Annotated in this window: 14 protein-coding genes; 5 read left to right on the plus strand and 9 right to left on the minus strand. The window is 70.1% G+C overall.

Annotated features, from left to right (window positions below; translation table 11 throughout):
• Positions 1-11: 11 nt before the first annotated feature.
• From ACIOJD_RS29600 to ACIOJD_RS29630, 7 genes are all read right to left on the minus strand, one after another.
• Positions 12-1205, minus strand: a complete 1194-nt coding sequence (locus ACIOJD_RS29600; protein WP_401919102.1) for an acetylornithine transaminase — start codon at positions 1203-1205, stop codon at positions 12-14.
• Positions 1202-2122 carry an acetylglutamate kinase gene (argB, locus tag ACIOJD_RS29605; RefSeq protein ID WP_401919103.1) on the minus strand — a complete coding sequence of 307 codons (921 nt, stop codon included), beginning with the start codon at positions 2120-2122 and terminating at the stop codon, positions 1202-1204. The genes ACIOJD_RS29600 and argB overlap by 4 nt, the downstream gene beginning before the upstream one ends.
• A complete protein-coding gene (gene argJ, locus ACIOJD_RS29610; protein WP_401919104.1) occupies positions 2119-3315 on the minus strand; it encodes a bifunctional glutamate N-acetyltransferase/amino-acid acetyltransferase ArgJ in 1197 nt (398 codons plus the stop codon). The genes argB and argJ overlap by 4 nt, the downstream gene beginning before the upstream one ends.
• Before the next feature lie 124 nt (positions 3316-3439).
• A complete protein-coding gene (argC, locus tag ACIOJD_RS29615; protein ID WP_401919105.1) occupies positions 3440-4468 on the minus strand; it encodes an N-acetyl-gamma-glutamyl-phosphate reductase in 1029 nt (342 codons plus the stop codon).
• 105 nt (positions 4469-4573) lie between these two features.
• Complete coding sequence (locus ACIOJD_RS29620) at positions 4574-5842, minus strand: sensor histidine kinase (protein ID WP_401919106.1); 1269 nt, start codon at positions 5840-5842, stop codon at positions 4574-4576.
• A gap of 33 nt (positions 5843-5875) precedes the next feature.
• Positions 5876-6688 (minus strand): ABC transporter permease, encoded by an 813-nt coding sequence (locus ACIOJD_RS29625; protein WP_401919107.1) that lies wholly within the window; start codon positions 6686-6688, stop codon positions 5876-5878.
• Complete coding sequence (locus ACIOJD_RS29630) at positions 6685-7611, minus strand: ABC transporter ATP-binding protein (protein WP_401919108.1); 927 nt, start codon at positions 7609-7611, stop codon at positions 6685-6687. The genes ACIOJD_RS29625 and ACIOJD_RS29630 overlap by 4 nt, the downstream gene beginning before the upstream one ends.
• A 58-nt stretch (positions 7612-7669) precedes the next feature.
• Between ACIOJD_RS29630 and ACIOJD_RS29635 the strand changes: the two genes are divergently transcribed.
• Positions 7670-8476: a GPP34 family phosphoprotein gene (locus ACIOJD_RS29635; RefSeq protein WP_401919109.1), complete on the plus strand. Its 807-nt coding sequence runs from the start codon at positions 7670-7672 to the stop codon at positions 8474-8476.
• A gap of 80 nt (positions 8477-8556) precedes the next feature.
• On the opposite strand, the gene ACIOJD_RS29640 is transcribed toward ACIOJD_RS29635, so the two are convergent.
• A complete protein-coding gene (locus tag ACIOJD_RS29640) occupies positions 8557-9066 on the minus strand; it encodes a GNAT family N-acetyltransferase (RefSeq protein ID WP_401919110.1) in 510 nt (169 codons plus the stop codon).
• Positions 9067-9425: 359 nt separating this feature from the next.
• Between ACIOJD_RS29640 and ACIOJD_RS29645 the strand changes: the two genes are divergently transcribed.
• From ACIOJD_RS29645 to ACIOJD_RS29655, 3 genes are all read left to right on the plus strand, one after another.
• Complete coding sequence (locus ACIOJD_RS29645) at positions 9426-11000, plus strand: TIGR03086 family metal-binding protein (protein ID WP_401919111.1); 1575 nt, start codon at positions 9426-9428, stop codon at positions 10998-11000.
• Positions 11001-11115: 115 nt separating this feature from the next.
• Positions 11116-12606: a hypothetical protein gene (locus ACIOJD_RS29650; protein WP_401919112.1), complete on the plus strand. Its 1491-nt coding sequence runs from the start codon at positions 11116-11118 to the stop codon at positions 12604-12606.
• A 76-nt stretch (positions 12607-12682) separates the two neighbouring features.
• Positions 12683-12874 carry a DUF1059 domain-containing protein gene (locus ACIOJD_RS29655; RefSeq protein ID WP_401919113.1) on the plus strand — a complete coding sequence of 64 codons (192 nt, stop codon included), beginning with the start codon at positions 12683-12685 and terminating at the stop codon, positions 12872-12874.
• A gap of 64 nt (positions 12875-12938) precedes the next feature.
• Here ACIOJD_RS29655 and ACIOJD_RS29660 read toward each other — a convergent pair whose 3' ends face one another.
• Positions 12939-13799 (minus strand): VOC family protein, encoded by an 861-nt coding sequence (locus ACIOJD_RS29660; protein ID WP_401919114.1) that lies wholly within the window; start codon positions 13797-13799, stop codon positions 12939-12941.
• A gap of 251 nt (positions 13800-14050) precedes the next feature.
• Here ACIOJD_RS29660 and recQ point away from each other — a divergent pair, with 251 nt between their 5' ends.
• A complete protein-coding gene (recQ, locus tag ACIOJD_RS29665) occupies positions 14051-15988 on the plus strand; it encodes a DNA helicase RecQ (RefSeq protein ID WP_401919115.1) in 1938 nt (645 codons plus the stop codon).
• Position 15989: the final 1 nt, after the last annotated feature.

Consider the following 15989-nt stretch of genomic DNA (forward strand, 5'->3'; position numbering starts at 1 on the left):
CGTCTCATCTCTCAGGATCGCCCGTCCTCGTGCGCGTGGTCGAGGATGCCGGGGAACGCCTCGATGAGCGCGTCCACCTCGTCGTCGCCGATGATCAGCGGCGGCATGAGCCGTACGACATCGGAGGCGGGTACATTCACCAGGAAACCGGCACCCTGAGCCGCCTGTTGCACCTGGGGCGCAAGGGGCTCGGTGAGCACGATACCCAGGAGCAGGCCCGAGCCACGGACATGTGAGACCAGCGGATGGCCGAGACCCTCGATGCCGTCGCGCAGTTTCTCGCCGAGCCGCTTGACCTCGTCGAGGTGTCCGCCGGCGGCGAGCGTGTCGAGTACGGCGAGCCCGGCCGCGCAGGCGACGGGATTGCCGCCGAACGTCGTACCGTGCTGACCGGGCAGCAGCAGATCGGCGGCCTCGCCGAACGCGACGGCCGCGCCGAGCGGCAGCCCTCCGCCGAGGCCCTTGGCGAGGGTGACGAGGTCGGGCTCGACGCCTTGGTGGGCCTGGTACTCGAACCAGTTCCCCGTCCGGCCTATGCCCGTCTGCACCTCGTCCAGGACGAGCAGGGTGCCGGTGGCGCGGGTGATCTCCCGGGCCGCTTCCAGATAGCCCCTGGGCGGGACGACCACGCCGTTCTCACCCTGGATCGGCTCGATGATCACGAACGCCGTCTCCTCGGTGACCGCGGCCCGCAGCGCCTCGGCGTCTCCGTAGGGGACATGCGTGACATCCCCGGGCAACGGCCGGAACGGCTCCTGCTTCGCGGGCTGGCCGGTCAGGGCGAGCGCGCCCATGGTGCGGCCGTGGAAGCCGCCTTCGGTGGCGACCATGTGCGAACGGCCCGTCAGCCGGCCGATCTTGAAGGCGGCTTCGTTCGCCTCGGCGCCGGAGTTGCAGAAGAACACCCTGCCCGGTCGGCCCGAGAGCTGGATCAGCCGCTCGGCCAGGGCCAGGGGCGGCTCGGCGACGAAGAGGTTGGAGACATGGCCGAGAGAGGCGATCTGGCGGGAGACGGCCTCGACGACGGCGGGATGCGCGTGGCCGAGGGCGTTGACCGCGATACCACCGACGAAGTCGGTGTACGAGGTGCCGTCGGCGTCCCAGATACGGGCGCCCTCGCCGCGTACGAGGGACAGCTTCGGCGTGCCGTAGTTGTCGGTCATGACGCCTTGCCAGCGCTGGACGAGCTCCTCGTTGCCGGTCACCGCGCTCCGCCTGCTTCCTTTTCCTCGGTCTGTCCGTCCGGCACGACCATCGTGCCGATGCCCTCGTCGGTGAAGATCTCCAGCAGGATCGAGTGCGGGACCCGGCCGTCGATCACGCGAGCGGTGGTGACTCCGCCCCGTACGGCGAACAGGCAGCCCTCCATCTTCGGCACCATGCCGCTGGACAGCTCGGGCAGCAGCTTCTCCAGCTGCGTGGCGGTGAGCCGGCTGATCACGTCGTCGCTGTTGGGCCAGTCCTCGTACAGGCCCTCCACGTCGGTGAGGACCATCAGCGTCTCGGCGCCCAGCGCGGCGGCGAGCGCGGCGGCGGCGGTGTCCGCGTTGACGTTGTAGACATGCCCGTCGTCGGCGCTGCGCGCGATGGAGGAGACGACCGGGATACGGCCGTCCGCCAGGAGCGCCTCGATGGCGCCCGTGTCGATCCTGGTGATCTCGCCGACGCGGCCGATGTCGACCAACTCCCCGTCGATGCGCGGGCGGTGCCGGGTCGCGGTGATGGTGTGGGCGTCCTCGCCGGTCAGTCCGACGGCGAGCGGGCCGTGCTGGTTGAGGAGCCCGACCAGCTCGCGCTGGACCTGCCCGGCCAGCACCATCCGTACGACGTCCATCGCCTCGGGGGTGGTGACCCGCAGACCGGCCTTGAACTCGCTGACCAGGCCGTGCCGGTCGAGCTGGGCGTTGATCTGCGGACCGCCGCCGTGCACGACGACCGGCCGGAGGCCGGCCTGCCGCAGGAAGACGACGTCCTGGGCGAAGGCGGCCTTGAGGTCCTCGTCGACCATGGCGTTGCCGCCGAACTTGATGACGACGATCTTCCCATTGTGGCGGGTCAGCCAGGGCAGCGCCTCGATGAGGATGCGGGCTTTGGGCAGCGCGGTGTGCTTGCGGGCGCTCATGAGCTGTACGCGCTGTTCTCGTGGACGTACTCGGCGGTGAGGTCGTTGGCCCAGATGACCGCGGAGTCCGTTCCGGCCGACAGGTCGGCGGTGATCCGCACCTCGCGGTACCGCATGTCGACCAGGTCGCGGTCCTCGCCGACCGATCCGTTCCGGCAGACCCAGACGTCGTTGATGGCGACGTTGAGCCGGTCCGGATCGAACGCGGCGCTCGTCGTACCGATGGCGGAGAGGACCCTGCCCCAGTTGGGGTCCTCTCCGTGGATGGCGCACTTGAGGAGGTTGTTACGGGCGATGGAGCGGCCCACCTCGACGGCGTCGTCCTCGGTCGCGGCGTTGATCACTTCGATCCGGACGTCCTTGGAGGCGCCCTCGGCGTCCCCGATGAGCTGACGTGCCAGATCGGCGCAGACCGTGCGGACGGCCTCGGCGAACTCCTCGTACCCGGGCGTCACCCCGGACGCGCCGGAGGCGAGCAGCAGCACGGTGTCGTTGGTCGACATGCAGCCGTCGGAGTCGACACGGTCGAAGGTGGTCCGGGTGGCGGCGCGCAGCGCGGTGTCCAGCGTCGGCGCCTCGATATCGGCGTCGGTGGTGAGGACGACGAGCATGGTGGCGAGGCCGGGTGCGAGCATGCCCGCGCCCTTGGCCATGCCCCCGACGGTCCACGGCCGTCCGTCGGCGCTCTCGCCGCCCGCGACGGCGGTCTTGTGGATGGTGTCGGTGGTCTTGATGGCGATGGCGGCCTTCTCGCCGCCGTGCTCGGAGAGTCCGGCCGCGGCCTTCTCGATCCCGGGCAGCAGCCGGTCCATCGGGAGCAGCAGCCCGATCAGCCCGGTCGAGGCGACGGCGATCTCGCCGGCGCTGTGTCCGCCGGCCGGCGCGCCGCCGCTCAGCTCGTCGAGGACCTCGGCGGCCTTCTCGGCGGTGGCGTGGGTGTCCTGGAAGCCCTTCGGTCCCGTACAGGCGTTGGCGCCACCGGAGTTGAGGACGACCGCGGTGACCGAGCCGCCCTTGAGGACCTGCTCGGACCAGAGGACGGGGGCCGCCTTGACACGGTTGGAGGTGAAGACACCCGCGGCGGCGCGGCGCGGCCCGTTGTTGACCACGAGGGCCAGGTCCGGGTTGCCGTTCTCCTTGATTCCGGCGGCGATGCCCGCCGCCGTGAACCCCTTGGCTGCCGTGACGCTCACTGCATCTCCTTGTCTGCCCCGCTGCGGTAGCAGCTGATGTCACTGTCGCCCGGCCGGACAGGGCCTGGGCGCGGTGGTGCGGATGTCGTCGTCGTCCGCGACGCGGCGGGCGCGTGTGCGTCGCTCACGGTGCGATTCCGGTCGTGGAGAGTCCGATGTCCTCGGGGAGCCCGAGGGCGATGTTCATGCTCTGCACCGCGCCGCCCGCGGTGCCCTTGGTGAGGTTGTCGATGGCGCTGATCGCGATGACACGGCCGGCGGACTCGTCGTACGCGACCTGGACGAGCGCGGCGTTCGAGCCGTAGACCGACGCGGTGGTGGGCCACTGCCCCTCGGGGAGGAGGTGGACGAAGGGCTCGTCGGCGAACGCCTTCTCGTACGCGTCCCGTACGTCCTGGGCCGTGGTGCCGGGCTTCGCCTTGGCGGAGCAGGTGGCGAGGATGCCGCGCGGCATGGGGGCGAGGGTGGGCGTGAAGGAGACGGTGACCCGTTCGCCCGCGGCCTCGCTGAGGTTCTGGATCATCTCGGGGGTGTGCCGGTGGCCGCCGCCGACTCCGTACGGCGACATGGACCCCATGACCTCGGAGCCGAGCAGATGCGGCTTGACCGTCTTGCCGGCCCCGGAGCTGCCGGACGCGGCGGTGATCACGGCCTCGGGCTCGGCCAGCCCCGCCGCGTACGCCGGGAAGAGCGCGAGCGAGACGGCGGTGGGATAGCAGCCGGGCACCGCGATGCGCTTGGACCCCGCCAGCGCGGCGCGGGCCCCCGGCAGCTCGGGGAGGCCGTAGGGCCACGTCCCGGCATGGGGGGAACCATAGAACCGCTCCCAGTCGGACGCGTCCTTCAGCCGGAAGTCGGCGCCCATGTCGACCACGAGCGTGTCGTCGCCGAGCTGCTCGGCGACGGCGGCGGACTGCCCGTGCGGCAGCGCGAGAAAGACGACATCATGCCCGGCGAGCACCTCGGCGGTGGTCGCCTCCAGCACCCGGCCGGCCAGTGGCAGCAGGTGCGGCTGAAGGCCGCCGAGGCGCTGACCGGCGTTGGAGTTGCCGGTGAGGGCTCCGATCTCGACCTCGGGGTGGGCGAGGAGCAGACGCAGCACTTCACCGCCCGCGTATCCACTCGCACCTGCCACTGCCGCACGTACAGCCATCGAAAAACCCTCCTCGGTGATGGCATGACTATACGTTCCGCCGCAGCTTTATGCAATAAGTATGCGGGCGCGAGTATGCGAGAGGGGGCGCACCCGCCTCCCTCCTCACCCTGGAGGACGCACGTCGCCGCCCGCATCGCCCGTGAACGCCGATGGCTCCCACGGGATGTGTGCGGTGAGGCGGAATATCCCGCCGGAGTGGCGCTCGGTGGTCAGCGTGCCGCTCAGTGCGGTCAGGCGTTCCTTCAGCCCGGTGAGGCCCGTGCCCGCGCCGGGCCCCGTGCCCGCGCCGGACGGCACATCGGAGGCGCCGTCGTTGCGCATCACCAGCAGGGCCGCGGCCGGACCCGCGGTGCGCAGCGAGAGGGTGCAGGAGGAGGCGTCCTGTGCGTGGCGGAGCACATTCGTCGTCGCCTCGCGGACCACCCAGCCGAGGGCCACCTGCACCTTGTCGGGCAGCCGGGCGGCCGGCCCGTATTCGATGTGGCAGGCGATGCCCGCGGCCTCCAGGACGGAGCGCGCTCCGGCGAGTTCGGTGTGCAGGTCGGCGGTGCGGTACCCGCGTACCACTGACCGGATCTCCCGCTGCGACTCCTGGGCGATGACCTGCACCTCCAGGATCTGATCCACCGCCTCGGGCCTGCCGCGCCGTGCCAGTTGTGCCGCCAGTTCGCTCTTGAGCGCCACGACCGCGAGATTGCGGCCCAGTACGTCGTGCAGGTCACGGCCGAAGCGCAGCCGCTCCTCCGCCACGGCGAGCCGCGCCTGCGTCTGCCGTGCCGCGGCCAGTTCCTCGACCAGCCGAACGCCCCAGCCGGTGGCCCGGAACGCCACTGCCATGACCGGCGCCATGAACACGGCGCCGCCGATCACGAGGCCCAACTGTGTCCCGGAGAGCCCCGCGGCCACACTGCCTCCCACGGCGGACACCGAGACCACCGCGACCAGCACCGCGCCCGCGCGGCGCGGCATTGCCAGTGCGGAAGGGCCTGCGTAGAGCATCAACAGCCAGAACAGGCAGGGCGCCAGGTCCCCCTCGTCGATGCGGCCGGTGGCCAGCAGCGCACACCCCAGGGCGGCCATGGCCACCGTCACGGTCGTGTACAGCGCGACCAGCCGGCCGGGCCGGGGACCGGAGCCGAGATAGTGGCGCAGGGCGGCACGGGAGAGCGGTACCTGGATGGCGGCGTGTGCCGCGCCCAGGACGGCGACGGAGGCCAGCGCGGGCGCTTCGGCATCCGTCTGCGCCACCCACAGCGCCCACAGGCCGGCCTCGATGAGCGCGAAGTAGGCCGTGTTGACGAGCGCGTACCGGCGGTACCGGCCGGGGCCGTCCGGGCCACCGAGCCGTTCCACCCAGTCGTTCACGCTCATGGTCCTCAGCTCTCTCGCCCCGGGCGGCCGAACTCAATGGCGCGGGCCCCAGCGGAACCACTGCCGCACCCCGAGGGCCGCCACACCTGTCCAGGCCAGAGCGGCGAGTATCAGTCGGCCCTGGTCCAGGCCGCCGAGGTCGCCGGTCCAGCCGCCCTGGAGGAGATCCATGACGGGCGAGAACGGCAGCCAGGCGCTGATGTCGGCCGCCATGCCCGGCAGCACCTTACGCGGCAGGAAGAGGCCGGATCCGGCCAGGCTCACCAGCATGAACGGCAGGAACGTCAACTGCGCGCTCTCCGCCGTCCGGGTGATGGCGGCCGTCAGCGCGGCTCCGGCCACGAGCAGCACCATACCGATCAGCAGACCGAGGACCACCAGGTGCGGGGCTGCCGGTGCGGGTGCGTCCAGGACCGCTGTCAGACCGACGGCCAGCAGTACGCACTGCACCGACGCCAGCACCAGCGCCGGCAGCGCGCCGCCGGCGAGGATCTCCCAGTCGCGCACCTCGCCCGTGCGCAGCCGCTTGAGCACCAGGCTCTCGCGACGGGTGACGTACACGCCGACCAGGTTCGTGTAGACGGAGAAGATCAGGGCCATGGCCAAGGTGCCGGGCACGAGGACGGTCGCGATCGACAGTCCGGTGCCTCCCAGATCAAGGTCCTCGACCATGCCACGCATCGAGAAGGCCATGGTGGCGGGCAGTACGAGCGCCGTGAACAGGGATGCTCTGCTGCGCAGCAGCAGCGTCAGCTCCGCGCGGCCGAGGGCGGCCATGCGGGATGCGGATCCGGACCGTACGGGCGCGCCGGTGGCCATCGGTCGGGCAGGGGTGGTCGTCGTCATCGTGTCTCTTCCGTCTCCAGGTTCTTGGCGATCTCCATGAACGCCTCTTCCAGCGATGCCGACCGCGCGTCCAGGGCGCGCAGCGCCACCCCGGTCTGCTGTGCCCAGGTGAGCAGTGCGGTGGCGGTGTGCTGCAGGTCGCGGGTCTCCAGACGGACGGTCCGGCCCGCGGTCTCGTGCCGGGTCACGCCCATCTGCGCGAGAGGCGGCAGTTCACCCAGGAAGAGGTCCTGGGGCAGCTCGAAGCTGATCCGGGAGGGCCGTTCGGCCACCACGTCGGCCACCCGCCCGGTGGTGGCGATCAGCCCCTGGTGCATGATCGCCAGCCGGTCGGCGAGTTGCTCCGCCTCCTCCAGGTAGTGGGTGGTGAGCAGCACGGTCGTGCCCTGGGCCTTCAGCTCGCGGATCAACTCCCAGGTGTCGCGGCGGGACTGCGCGTCGAGGCCGGTCGTCGGCTCGTCGAGGAACAGCACCTCGGGGCATCCCAGCAGGGCGAGTGCGAGATCGAGGCGGCGTCGTTCACCGCCGGAGAGCTGCTTGACCCGCACCGTGCTCCGGTCGCGCAGGTTGGTCAGTTCCAGGGCCTCGTCGGCGGGGCGGGCTCCGCTGGTGCAGCCCGCCCACATCCGTACGGTCTCCAGGACCGTCAACTCCGGCGGAAAGCCGCCCTCCTGGAGCATCACTCCGATGCGGGGCCGGACCGCCGCGCGGTCGCGGAACGGGTCCCGGCCCAGCACCCGGACGCTCCCGCCGCTCGGAGTGACCTGGCCCTCCAGGATTTCGAGTGTCGAGGTCTTGCCGGCTCCGTTCGTTCCCAGCAGGGCGAACAGTTCTCCGCGGGCGACCGTGAAGTCGATGCCGCGTACGGCGTCGAACCCCCGGTAGCTCCGCCTCAGTCCGACGGTTTCGATGACTGTGTTCATGCACTCCACACTCCCGGCGATACGAGGCGGATGGCAGTGCGGTCTGTCATGGGTCGGCATGACGTCTGTCATGGGGACCCATGACAGACCGCACTGCCAAGGGGGCCTGCTCCAGGAGAGCGTGGAGAAGTGGCCACCGGAGATGAAGTGGCCACGGGAGAAGAAGGCCGGAGACGAAAGGGAGAACATGCGGAGCGAAACGCTGATCGTCGACGACGTGATGCTGATGCTGCTCGACGACGAGACGGGGGTCCCGGCCGGAGCGGGCACCCTTCACTACACCCTCGGCGGCGCTGTCCTCGTCGAACTCGCGCTCCTCGGCAGGATCGAGACCGACAAGGGCCGTGCGGGGCTGAACGGTCCCGAAGTCCTTGCGGTAGGGGATGGTCCACTCCCGGACCCCCTGCTTCAGTCCGCCTACGAGAAGATCGCCGAGCGGCCCCGTGACGTCCAGACGCTCCTCCTCCAGATCGGAGGCGGCCTCAGGAAACCGGTGATCGACCGGCTTGTCGAGCGCGGCTTCATTCGTCGCGAGAGCAAGCGGATGCTGGGCCTGTTCCGCACGACCAGGCTGCCGACCGACGATATGCGGCACGAGAGCGAACTCCGGCGGAAGGTGTGCGCCGTACTGGAGCGCGGCGAGAGCCCCGACGCTCGCACAGCGGCGGTGATCGCGGTGCTCTCCGCGAGCGGGACGCTACCGACGTTCCACCCGGCCCCGAAGTGGTCGACCGAGGTCAGCGAGCGCGCGAAGGAGCTGGAGCGCGGCAGTTGGGGAGCCACGGCCGTGAACACCGCGGTGGCTCGGACCGCCGCGGCGAACAGCGCGGCGAGCACCGTTGCCATTGTCTCCGTGATCACTTAGGCCGGTCGGTCCTAGGACCGGCGAACTGGGCGAGACAGCCATGGTCTACGACCGACAGGGCCTCATGCAGGTCGCAGGTCCTAGATACCGAACGGCGCGGCGTAGTGGACAGTTCCGCTGGGCAGCGGGTGGTCGGCGTCGAGGGCGAGGGCCATCATGGCCTCGTCCGGGACGTCGATACCGAGTCCGATGCCGTGGTCGGAAGCGCGAGTGAAGCCGAACCGCGGGTAGTACGTCGGGTGTCCGAGGACAGTGACGAAGTGCTCGCCAAGATCCTTGGCGGCCTGCAACGAGGTACGGATCGCCGCGGAGCCGACGCCAGTCCTCTGGTACTGGGGCCAGACGGCGACGGGGCCCAGACACAGGGCCGGACGGTCGTCGATATGGCAGCGGGTCAGCAGCGCGTGGCCGATGACCTTACCGTCCTGGTCGGTGGCGACGATCGACAGTCCGTCGATCCACGAGGAGTCGGCGCGCAGCGCGTCGACGAGATCGGCCTCCAACGGAGTGTCAAACGCGGCGAGGCTGATCTCGCGAATGGTGGGGATGTCGGTGCTGGTCTCAGCACGCGTGATCCAGTTGATGCTCATGACGGGACGGAGATCCGTTTCATGGTTGGTTCGTATGAGAGGTGCCCCGCGAGCTCACGCTCCCGGCGAGGGCGAATCCAGTGAGGTAGGGATGAGGTCAGGCCACAGCCCGGGACGTGAGGGTGGTCCGGGCAGAGCACATGGCGGTGGCCTTGAGCGCGGTCATCAACCTCACCTCCCCACTTCCTCAATCCGGATCAGACACGAACGTCGGAAACGCTATCACCACGCCAATGTCAACCGCTCATGCAGCGACACGCCAGGCCGGCCGGGTCTGTCCTGCCGTTCCGTTGGCCGCAAGTACTGGGGAATACCCGGCCAGTTGACTCTCCCACCGTAGGAGACCCGAGAGTGGGCTCATGCACGTTGAGGACAGGGGACCTTGGAGCATCGGAGAGGTTGCCGGGAAGACCGGACTGTCGGTGAAGCTCATCCGGCACTGGTCCGACATGGGGCTCGTACCGCCGACCGCACGGACGGCTGCCGGATACCGCGCCTTCGACAGCGAGGCCGTGGCCCGGCTGGAGCTGGCAAGGACACTGCGGGACCTCGGTCTTGGCCTGCCGGTGATCCGTGACGTACTCGACCGCGAGCGGACCTTGGCGGAGGTGGCCGCGGCCCACCTCGACGCGTTGGAGGCACAGATCCGCACACTGCGCTCTCAGCAGGCGGTACTGCGCGCCGTCATCCGCCACGAACCCACCGCCGAAGGACTCGCCTTCATGAACCGAACGGCCCGGCTGTCCACCGCTGAACGCCGCACGATCATCCACGATTTCGTGACCCGGGCCATCGGAGACCTTGATGTGCCGAGCTACCGCCGAGGACTGCTGGCCGCCACCCCGGAGCTTCCCGACAACCCCACGGACGAGCAGGTCGACGCGTGGCTCGAACTGAGCGACCTGGTGACCGATCCCGCTCTGCACTCCGGCGTACGACGCATGGCGCGGTACGCCGCCGAGCACGCCCCGGGCGAACACGACGAGGAGACCCTCCGGGCCGCGCGGCAGGTCACCGACGACTGGACACAGCGAGTGGACACGGCGATACGGGAGGGGATCGCCCCGGACTCACCAGCGGCCGACCTGGTCGTCGAGGCCATCGTCGCGGCCTGGATCCCCACCCAGGCACAGACCCGTGACAAGGTGCGCACCGACAGCGCCTCGGCCAGACGTCTGCTGCTGGAACAACTTGAAGTCGCCTCCGACACGGGAGTCGAACGGTACTGGCAGCTGCTCTGCGTCATCAATGGCCAACCCGTGCGACCGAACATGGGAGTGGCCGGGGACTGGCTGAAGACAGCGCTGCGCGCCAACCCCGAACCCGGGGCACGCGCGGCGGAGTTGGGTGACCTGTACGACGCCGGGACCGAAGCCTGGGAACCCGCGGGTGTGCTCGACGCCTGCGAGCGAACCCTGAACGCCGTGGGCGGCGTTGTCTCCACCGTGGATCCGGACCTGTTCGACCGGCCGACACCATGTGCCGGCTGGGACGTTCGCACCCTGCTCAACCACCTGGTCTGGGAGAACCTGGTGTGGTCCGGCCTGGCCAACGGCGTACCTCGCCTCGACGCCACCGCCGATCACCTGGGCGAGGACCACATCGAGGCGTTCCGCTCCGCCGCGCAGGGCACACTCGCCGCTTTCCGTCGCCCCGGCATGCTCGACCAGCGGTACGGACCCGCACCGGGTCGACGGCTCGTCGAGCAGTTGATCATCGAAATGCTGGTCCACTGCTGGGACCTGGCCAAGGCGATCGGGCACCCGCGCGACCTCGTCGCCGACCTCGCCGAGTCGGCTCTCCCGGTGGTACGGGAGATATACGGCGCCCTGCCCCGAACCGCGGGCGGCTCCTTCGCTCCGTCCCGTCCGGCCCCTCAGGACGCGCCCGCTCTCGACCGTCTGGCCGGCTACCTCGGCCGTACCGTCACGTGAGGTCGACGTCCGTACGTGGACGGGAGCGGCCCCGGCCACCTCGTCGGCCCCAAGACGCCGGCCCCTGGGCGGAACCCGGAGACTCCGTTGTCGCGTCGTCATGATCGTGATGGATATGGACGGCACACCCCTCGATGAACTCATCCAATCCTGGAACGGGATCCGCGAGGATCACCAAGTTTCCGAAGACAGCCGGAACGACCGGACCGTCCTCGACTGCGCCGCCCTCCTCGCCGCCGACCCCGTCGGCGAGTTGGCGTATCTGTGGACGTTCGGGCTGGTCCTGACCGCCCCCTATCTCACCTGGCTGCCGGGCGAGGGGGTGGTCACCGCAGCGGTCGACGCCCTTCGGGCCGCGGACAAGGCCATGCGGGCCCGGCGCTGCGACCACGCCTCCCACCCGTACGAGACCCATACCGACGAGGACGACGAAGACCTCGCCGCCCTGCTGCCGCCGCTCGCCGACGAGACGGACGAGTGGCAGGAGGACCGGCCCCGGGACGAGTGGCTCTGTCCGCTCAACGCGGCCGGATTCGCGCGGATCGCCATGGACATCATCGAGCCGGGCTCGGCCACGGACATCCCCGCGCGCCTGCCGATGGAGGCGCTGGACGCCATCAGCACGCTCTCCGCCCTCCTCGAGGGGTACGCGAAGCCGTGGACCGACATCGATGACGAGATCGCCTCGCAGGGCTGGAACCTGTCCACCGCGGCGGATCCGGACGAACGCGCGGGCCGGGTCATGGTCGTCAGGGCGGTGAGCTGGTACGCCGTCTCCGGCATGGTGCGCAAGAAGTCGGTCCTCGACGACCTGATCGAGGCGCTGGAAAAGACTCTGACGCACGACTCCGGTCCGTGCCCGCACGGCCCGGACGGCCACCCCCAACTGCCCGACAGCGGACCGTCGGCCGCCGAGCTGGGCATCAGGCTGAGCTCCGCCGGCGGCCGGGGCGCCTATGAACGCGACCGCCGCAGGGGAATGGGGGCCCCGCCACTGGAGACCCTGCTGTGCCCGGCATTCACCGCCGCCACCGCGCGGGCTTCGCTGGGTCAGCTGTGTGAACGCCGCGAGGCGCTCTTCGGCCGGCGCGACACCTCCCACGCCGACGCGGAGTACCTGCGCCCGGACGGGCGGCTGGACATCGAGAAGATCACGGAGCGGCTCGACGAGCTGCCCTGGAACGAGGAGTACGCCGAGGACCTGGGCCTGTGGGCGGCCCGGCGGTACGAGCACTCCTCCGGCGACCGTGAACGCGCCGTACTGCTGCTCACCGCCTACCAGGCGATGCACGTCGCGTATCCGAGCCCGGCGCTCCCCGTGGTCCGCGACATCCTCCCGGTACTGCGCACCGTCGCCGGCATCCCCCGGCCACAGGAGTGCGCCCACACCGACGAGCACCCCCGGCTGCGGTACGCGGAGTTCCGGGAGGGGATGCCGCACTTCTACGCGCCGGACGAGTTCCCGGCACCGGAAGGCGTGAGCGGACCGGAAGCCTGGACCTGTGCGCGGTTCCTCGGGGAGGTCGCCGACAAGGGGGCCGACGACCTGGAGGACCTGATCGAGGACGAGGACGACGACGAGGAACAGGGCGTTTCGTTTGGATGAGGTACGGGATCGAACCCGGCCCCGGACCAGTCCGAGCACCCAGTGAGTGGTGGATACTGGTACGAGGAGGTGCATCATGCGCAAAATAGCCGATTGCCGCGATTTCCCCAGCGAGACGAAATGCACCCTCGCCATTTCCGGCGAGGAGGAGGAAGTGGTCCGCGCCGCCGGCGAGCACGCCGCGTCCGTGCACGGGCACATGGACGGCCCCGAGCTGCGTGAGCAGATCCGCGCCGGGCTCAAGGACGAGATCCCGCAGCACGCCTGAAGGACGCACACGTACGTGAAGTACGACGACGCTCCTGAAGGACGACCGCGCCGCCCGGGGCGGCTCAGCTCTCCCGGCCGCCCCGGGGCCTGGCGCCCACCTGGAAGGTGGTGCCGAAGGGATCGGTGATCTCCGCCATCCGCGTATAGATGGTGTCCACGGGGGCACTCGCGGTGCCGCCCGCCGCGACGGCCCGGCGGACCGTGGCGTCGGTGTCGGCGACCTCGAAGAGCGTCTGCCAGACGGAGGCCGCCGCGGTGGGTACGTCCGCCGTGGGTACGTCCGCCGCCGGTACGCCCATGATGCCGCCGATCTCATGACCGTCAGGGCGGCGCAGGAAGGTGAAGTCGGCGTCCGGAAGATCGTCGTTGGCGTCCAGGGTGAAGTCGAAGACCGCCGGATAGAACGCCCGCGCCGGGCCGGGATCCGGGGTGGTCAGATCATTGCGGACGAGGGAGCCCGGCTCGTTCACGATCTCGCAGCCGGGGTGCGTACGGCCCTGCCAGAGCCCGAAGCGGGCACCCACGGGATCTTTCGCGAGGGCTCTGCGGCCCACTCCGACGTCCTGCGGGCTCTGGAGCAGAGTGCCGCCGGCGCCGGTGACGCGCTTGGCGGTGGCGTCGCAGTCCTCGGTGGCGAAGTACATGAGCCAGTGGCCGGGAGTGCCCGCCGTGGGGGCTCCGGCCGCCGGGGTCTGCCGGAGACCCGCGACGGCACGGCCGCGCAGAAGACACATCGCATAGCCGCCGGACCCTGCCCCGGCCCCTGCCGCGCTCTCCGTGCCCGTGGTCTCCCCCGCCGATTCGACGCTGAAGTCCCAGCCGAGGAGCGCCCCGTAGAACTCCGTCGCGCGACCGAGGTCAGGCACGTCAAGATCGATCCATGTCGGGGTACCGTCCGGCTGATTGCTGGTGACGTAGCTCATGGGTGTCTCCTGTTTCCTGCGGTGCGAGTCTTTCCTCGCGGTGTGGATGTTTCCGGTACCGCGGGCGTTCCCCGCGGTACGAGGTCGGATGGCCGACGCTAGATCGCATGCAGGTCAGGCCATGTCCTACATCGGTTTGCCAGGTCGGCGGCGGCACGGTTTCCCCGTACGGGACCACCGGGTCCGGCCGGATCGGGCAGAGCAGCCGGATCGGCCTGATCGGCGTGGCGCGATCCTCGTAGAATCGCCGGATGAGCGCTCCCGATTCCGACACCGGCCTTGACACCCGTCCCGACGTCCGTCCCGAGGCCCCTTCCGAGACAGCTGCCGCGACAGGCTCCGAGGCGCCTCCCGGGGGGAGCGAGGCGAGCGAGGCGCTCAGTGTCCTGCGCCGCGTCTTCGGATACGACTCGTTCCGCGGGAGCCAGCAGGAGATCATCGAGCATGTGGTCGGCGGCGGCGACGCCCTCGTCCTCATGCCGACCGGCGGCGGAAAATCACTCTGCTACCAGATCCCCTCGCTGGTACGGAAAGGCGTCGGCGTCGTCGTGTCGCCGCTCATCGCGCTCATGCAGGACCAGGTCGACGCTCTGCGGGCGCTCGGCGTCAGGGCCGGGTTCCTGAACTCCACCCAGGATCTGGACGAACGCAGGCTGGTGGAGGCCGAGTTCCTGGCCGGCGAGCTGGATCTGCTCTATCTGGCGCCGGAGCGGCTGCGTGTCGAGGCGACCGTACGGCTGCTGGAGCGCGGCACGATCTCGCTGTTCGCCATCGACGAGGCACACTGCGTGGCCCAGTGGGGGCACGACTTCCGCCCCGACTATCTCGCCCTGTCGGCGCTGCACGAACGCTGGCCCGATGTGCCGCGTATCGCGCTGACCGCGACCGCCACCGAGGCCACGCACGCGGAGATCGCGTCCCGGCTCCAGCTCCAGGACGCCCGGCACTTCGTCGCGAGTTTCGACCGGCCGAACATCCAGTACCGCATCGCGCCGAAGAACGACCCCAAGCGGCAGCTGCTGCAACTGCTGCGCGCCGAGCATCCCGGCGACGCGGGAATCGTCTACTGCCTCTCGCGGGCATCGGTGGAGAAGACCGCCGAATTCCTGGTCAAGAACGGGGTCTCCGCGCTGCCGTACCACGCGGGCCTCGACTCGCGTGTGCGCGCCGAGCACCAGTCACGCTTCCTGCGGGAGGACGGGCTGGTCATGGTCGCGACCATCGCGTTCGGGATGGGCATCGACAAGCCGGACGTACGCTTCGTCGCCCACCTCGACCTCCCCAAGTCCGTCGAGGGGTACTACCAGGAGACCGGGCGTGCCGGGCGGGACGGGCTGCCGTCCACGGCCTGGCTGGCGTACGGCCTCCAGGATGTCGTCCAGCAGCGGAAGATGATCGACACCTCCGAGGGCGACGAGGCGCACCGGCGGCGGCTGAGCGAGCATGTGGACGCCATGCTCGCGCTCTGCGAGACGGTCGAGTGCCGCCGGGTCCAACTGCTTGCGTACTTCGGGCAGAAGAGCACCGCGTGCGGCAACTGCGACACGTGTCTGACTCCGGCGGAGTCCTGGGACGGCACGGTGCCCGCGCAGAAGTTGCTGTCGACCGTGGTCAGGCTGAAGCGCGAACGCAATCAGAAGTTCGGCGCGGGACAGGTAACCGACATCCTGCTGGGCAAGAAGACGGCCAAGGTCATCCAGTTCGATCATGACGCGCTCAGTGTGTTCGGTATCGGTACGGAGCTGCGCGAGGCGGAGTGGCGCAGTGTGGTGCGGCAGTTGCTGGCGCAGGGGCTGATCGCCGTCGAGGGCGACTACGGGACGCTGGTCCTCACGGACGAGAGCGCCGAGGTACTGGGCGGGCGGCGCCCGGTCGCGCTGCGGCGCGAACCCGAGAAGGCGGCAGCGCCCGCGCGCGAGAGGACGGAGAAATCGGCCAGGAACCGTGCCGCGCCCGTCGATCTGCCGGAGGAGGCCCTGCCGGTGTTCGAGACGCTGCGCGCGTGGCGGGCCGCGACGGCGAAGGAGCAGGGCGTGCCCGCGTATGTCGTCTTCCACGACGCGACGCTGCGCGAGATCGCGATGCTGAGCCCGTCGAGCCTGTCGGAACTCGGCACGGTCACCGGGGTCGGCGAGAACAAGCTGGCGAAGTACGGGGAGCAGATCCTGGAGACGCTCGGTACGTCGTGAT

The sequence above is a fragment of the Streptomyces sp. NPDC088116 genome, from assembly GCF_044741745.1.
Lineage (GTDB): Bacteria > Actinomycetota > Actinomycetes > Streptomycetales > Streptomycetaceae > Streptomyces.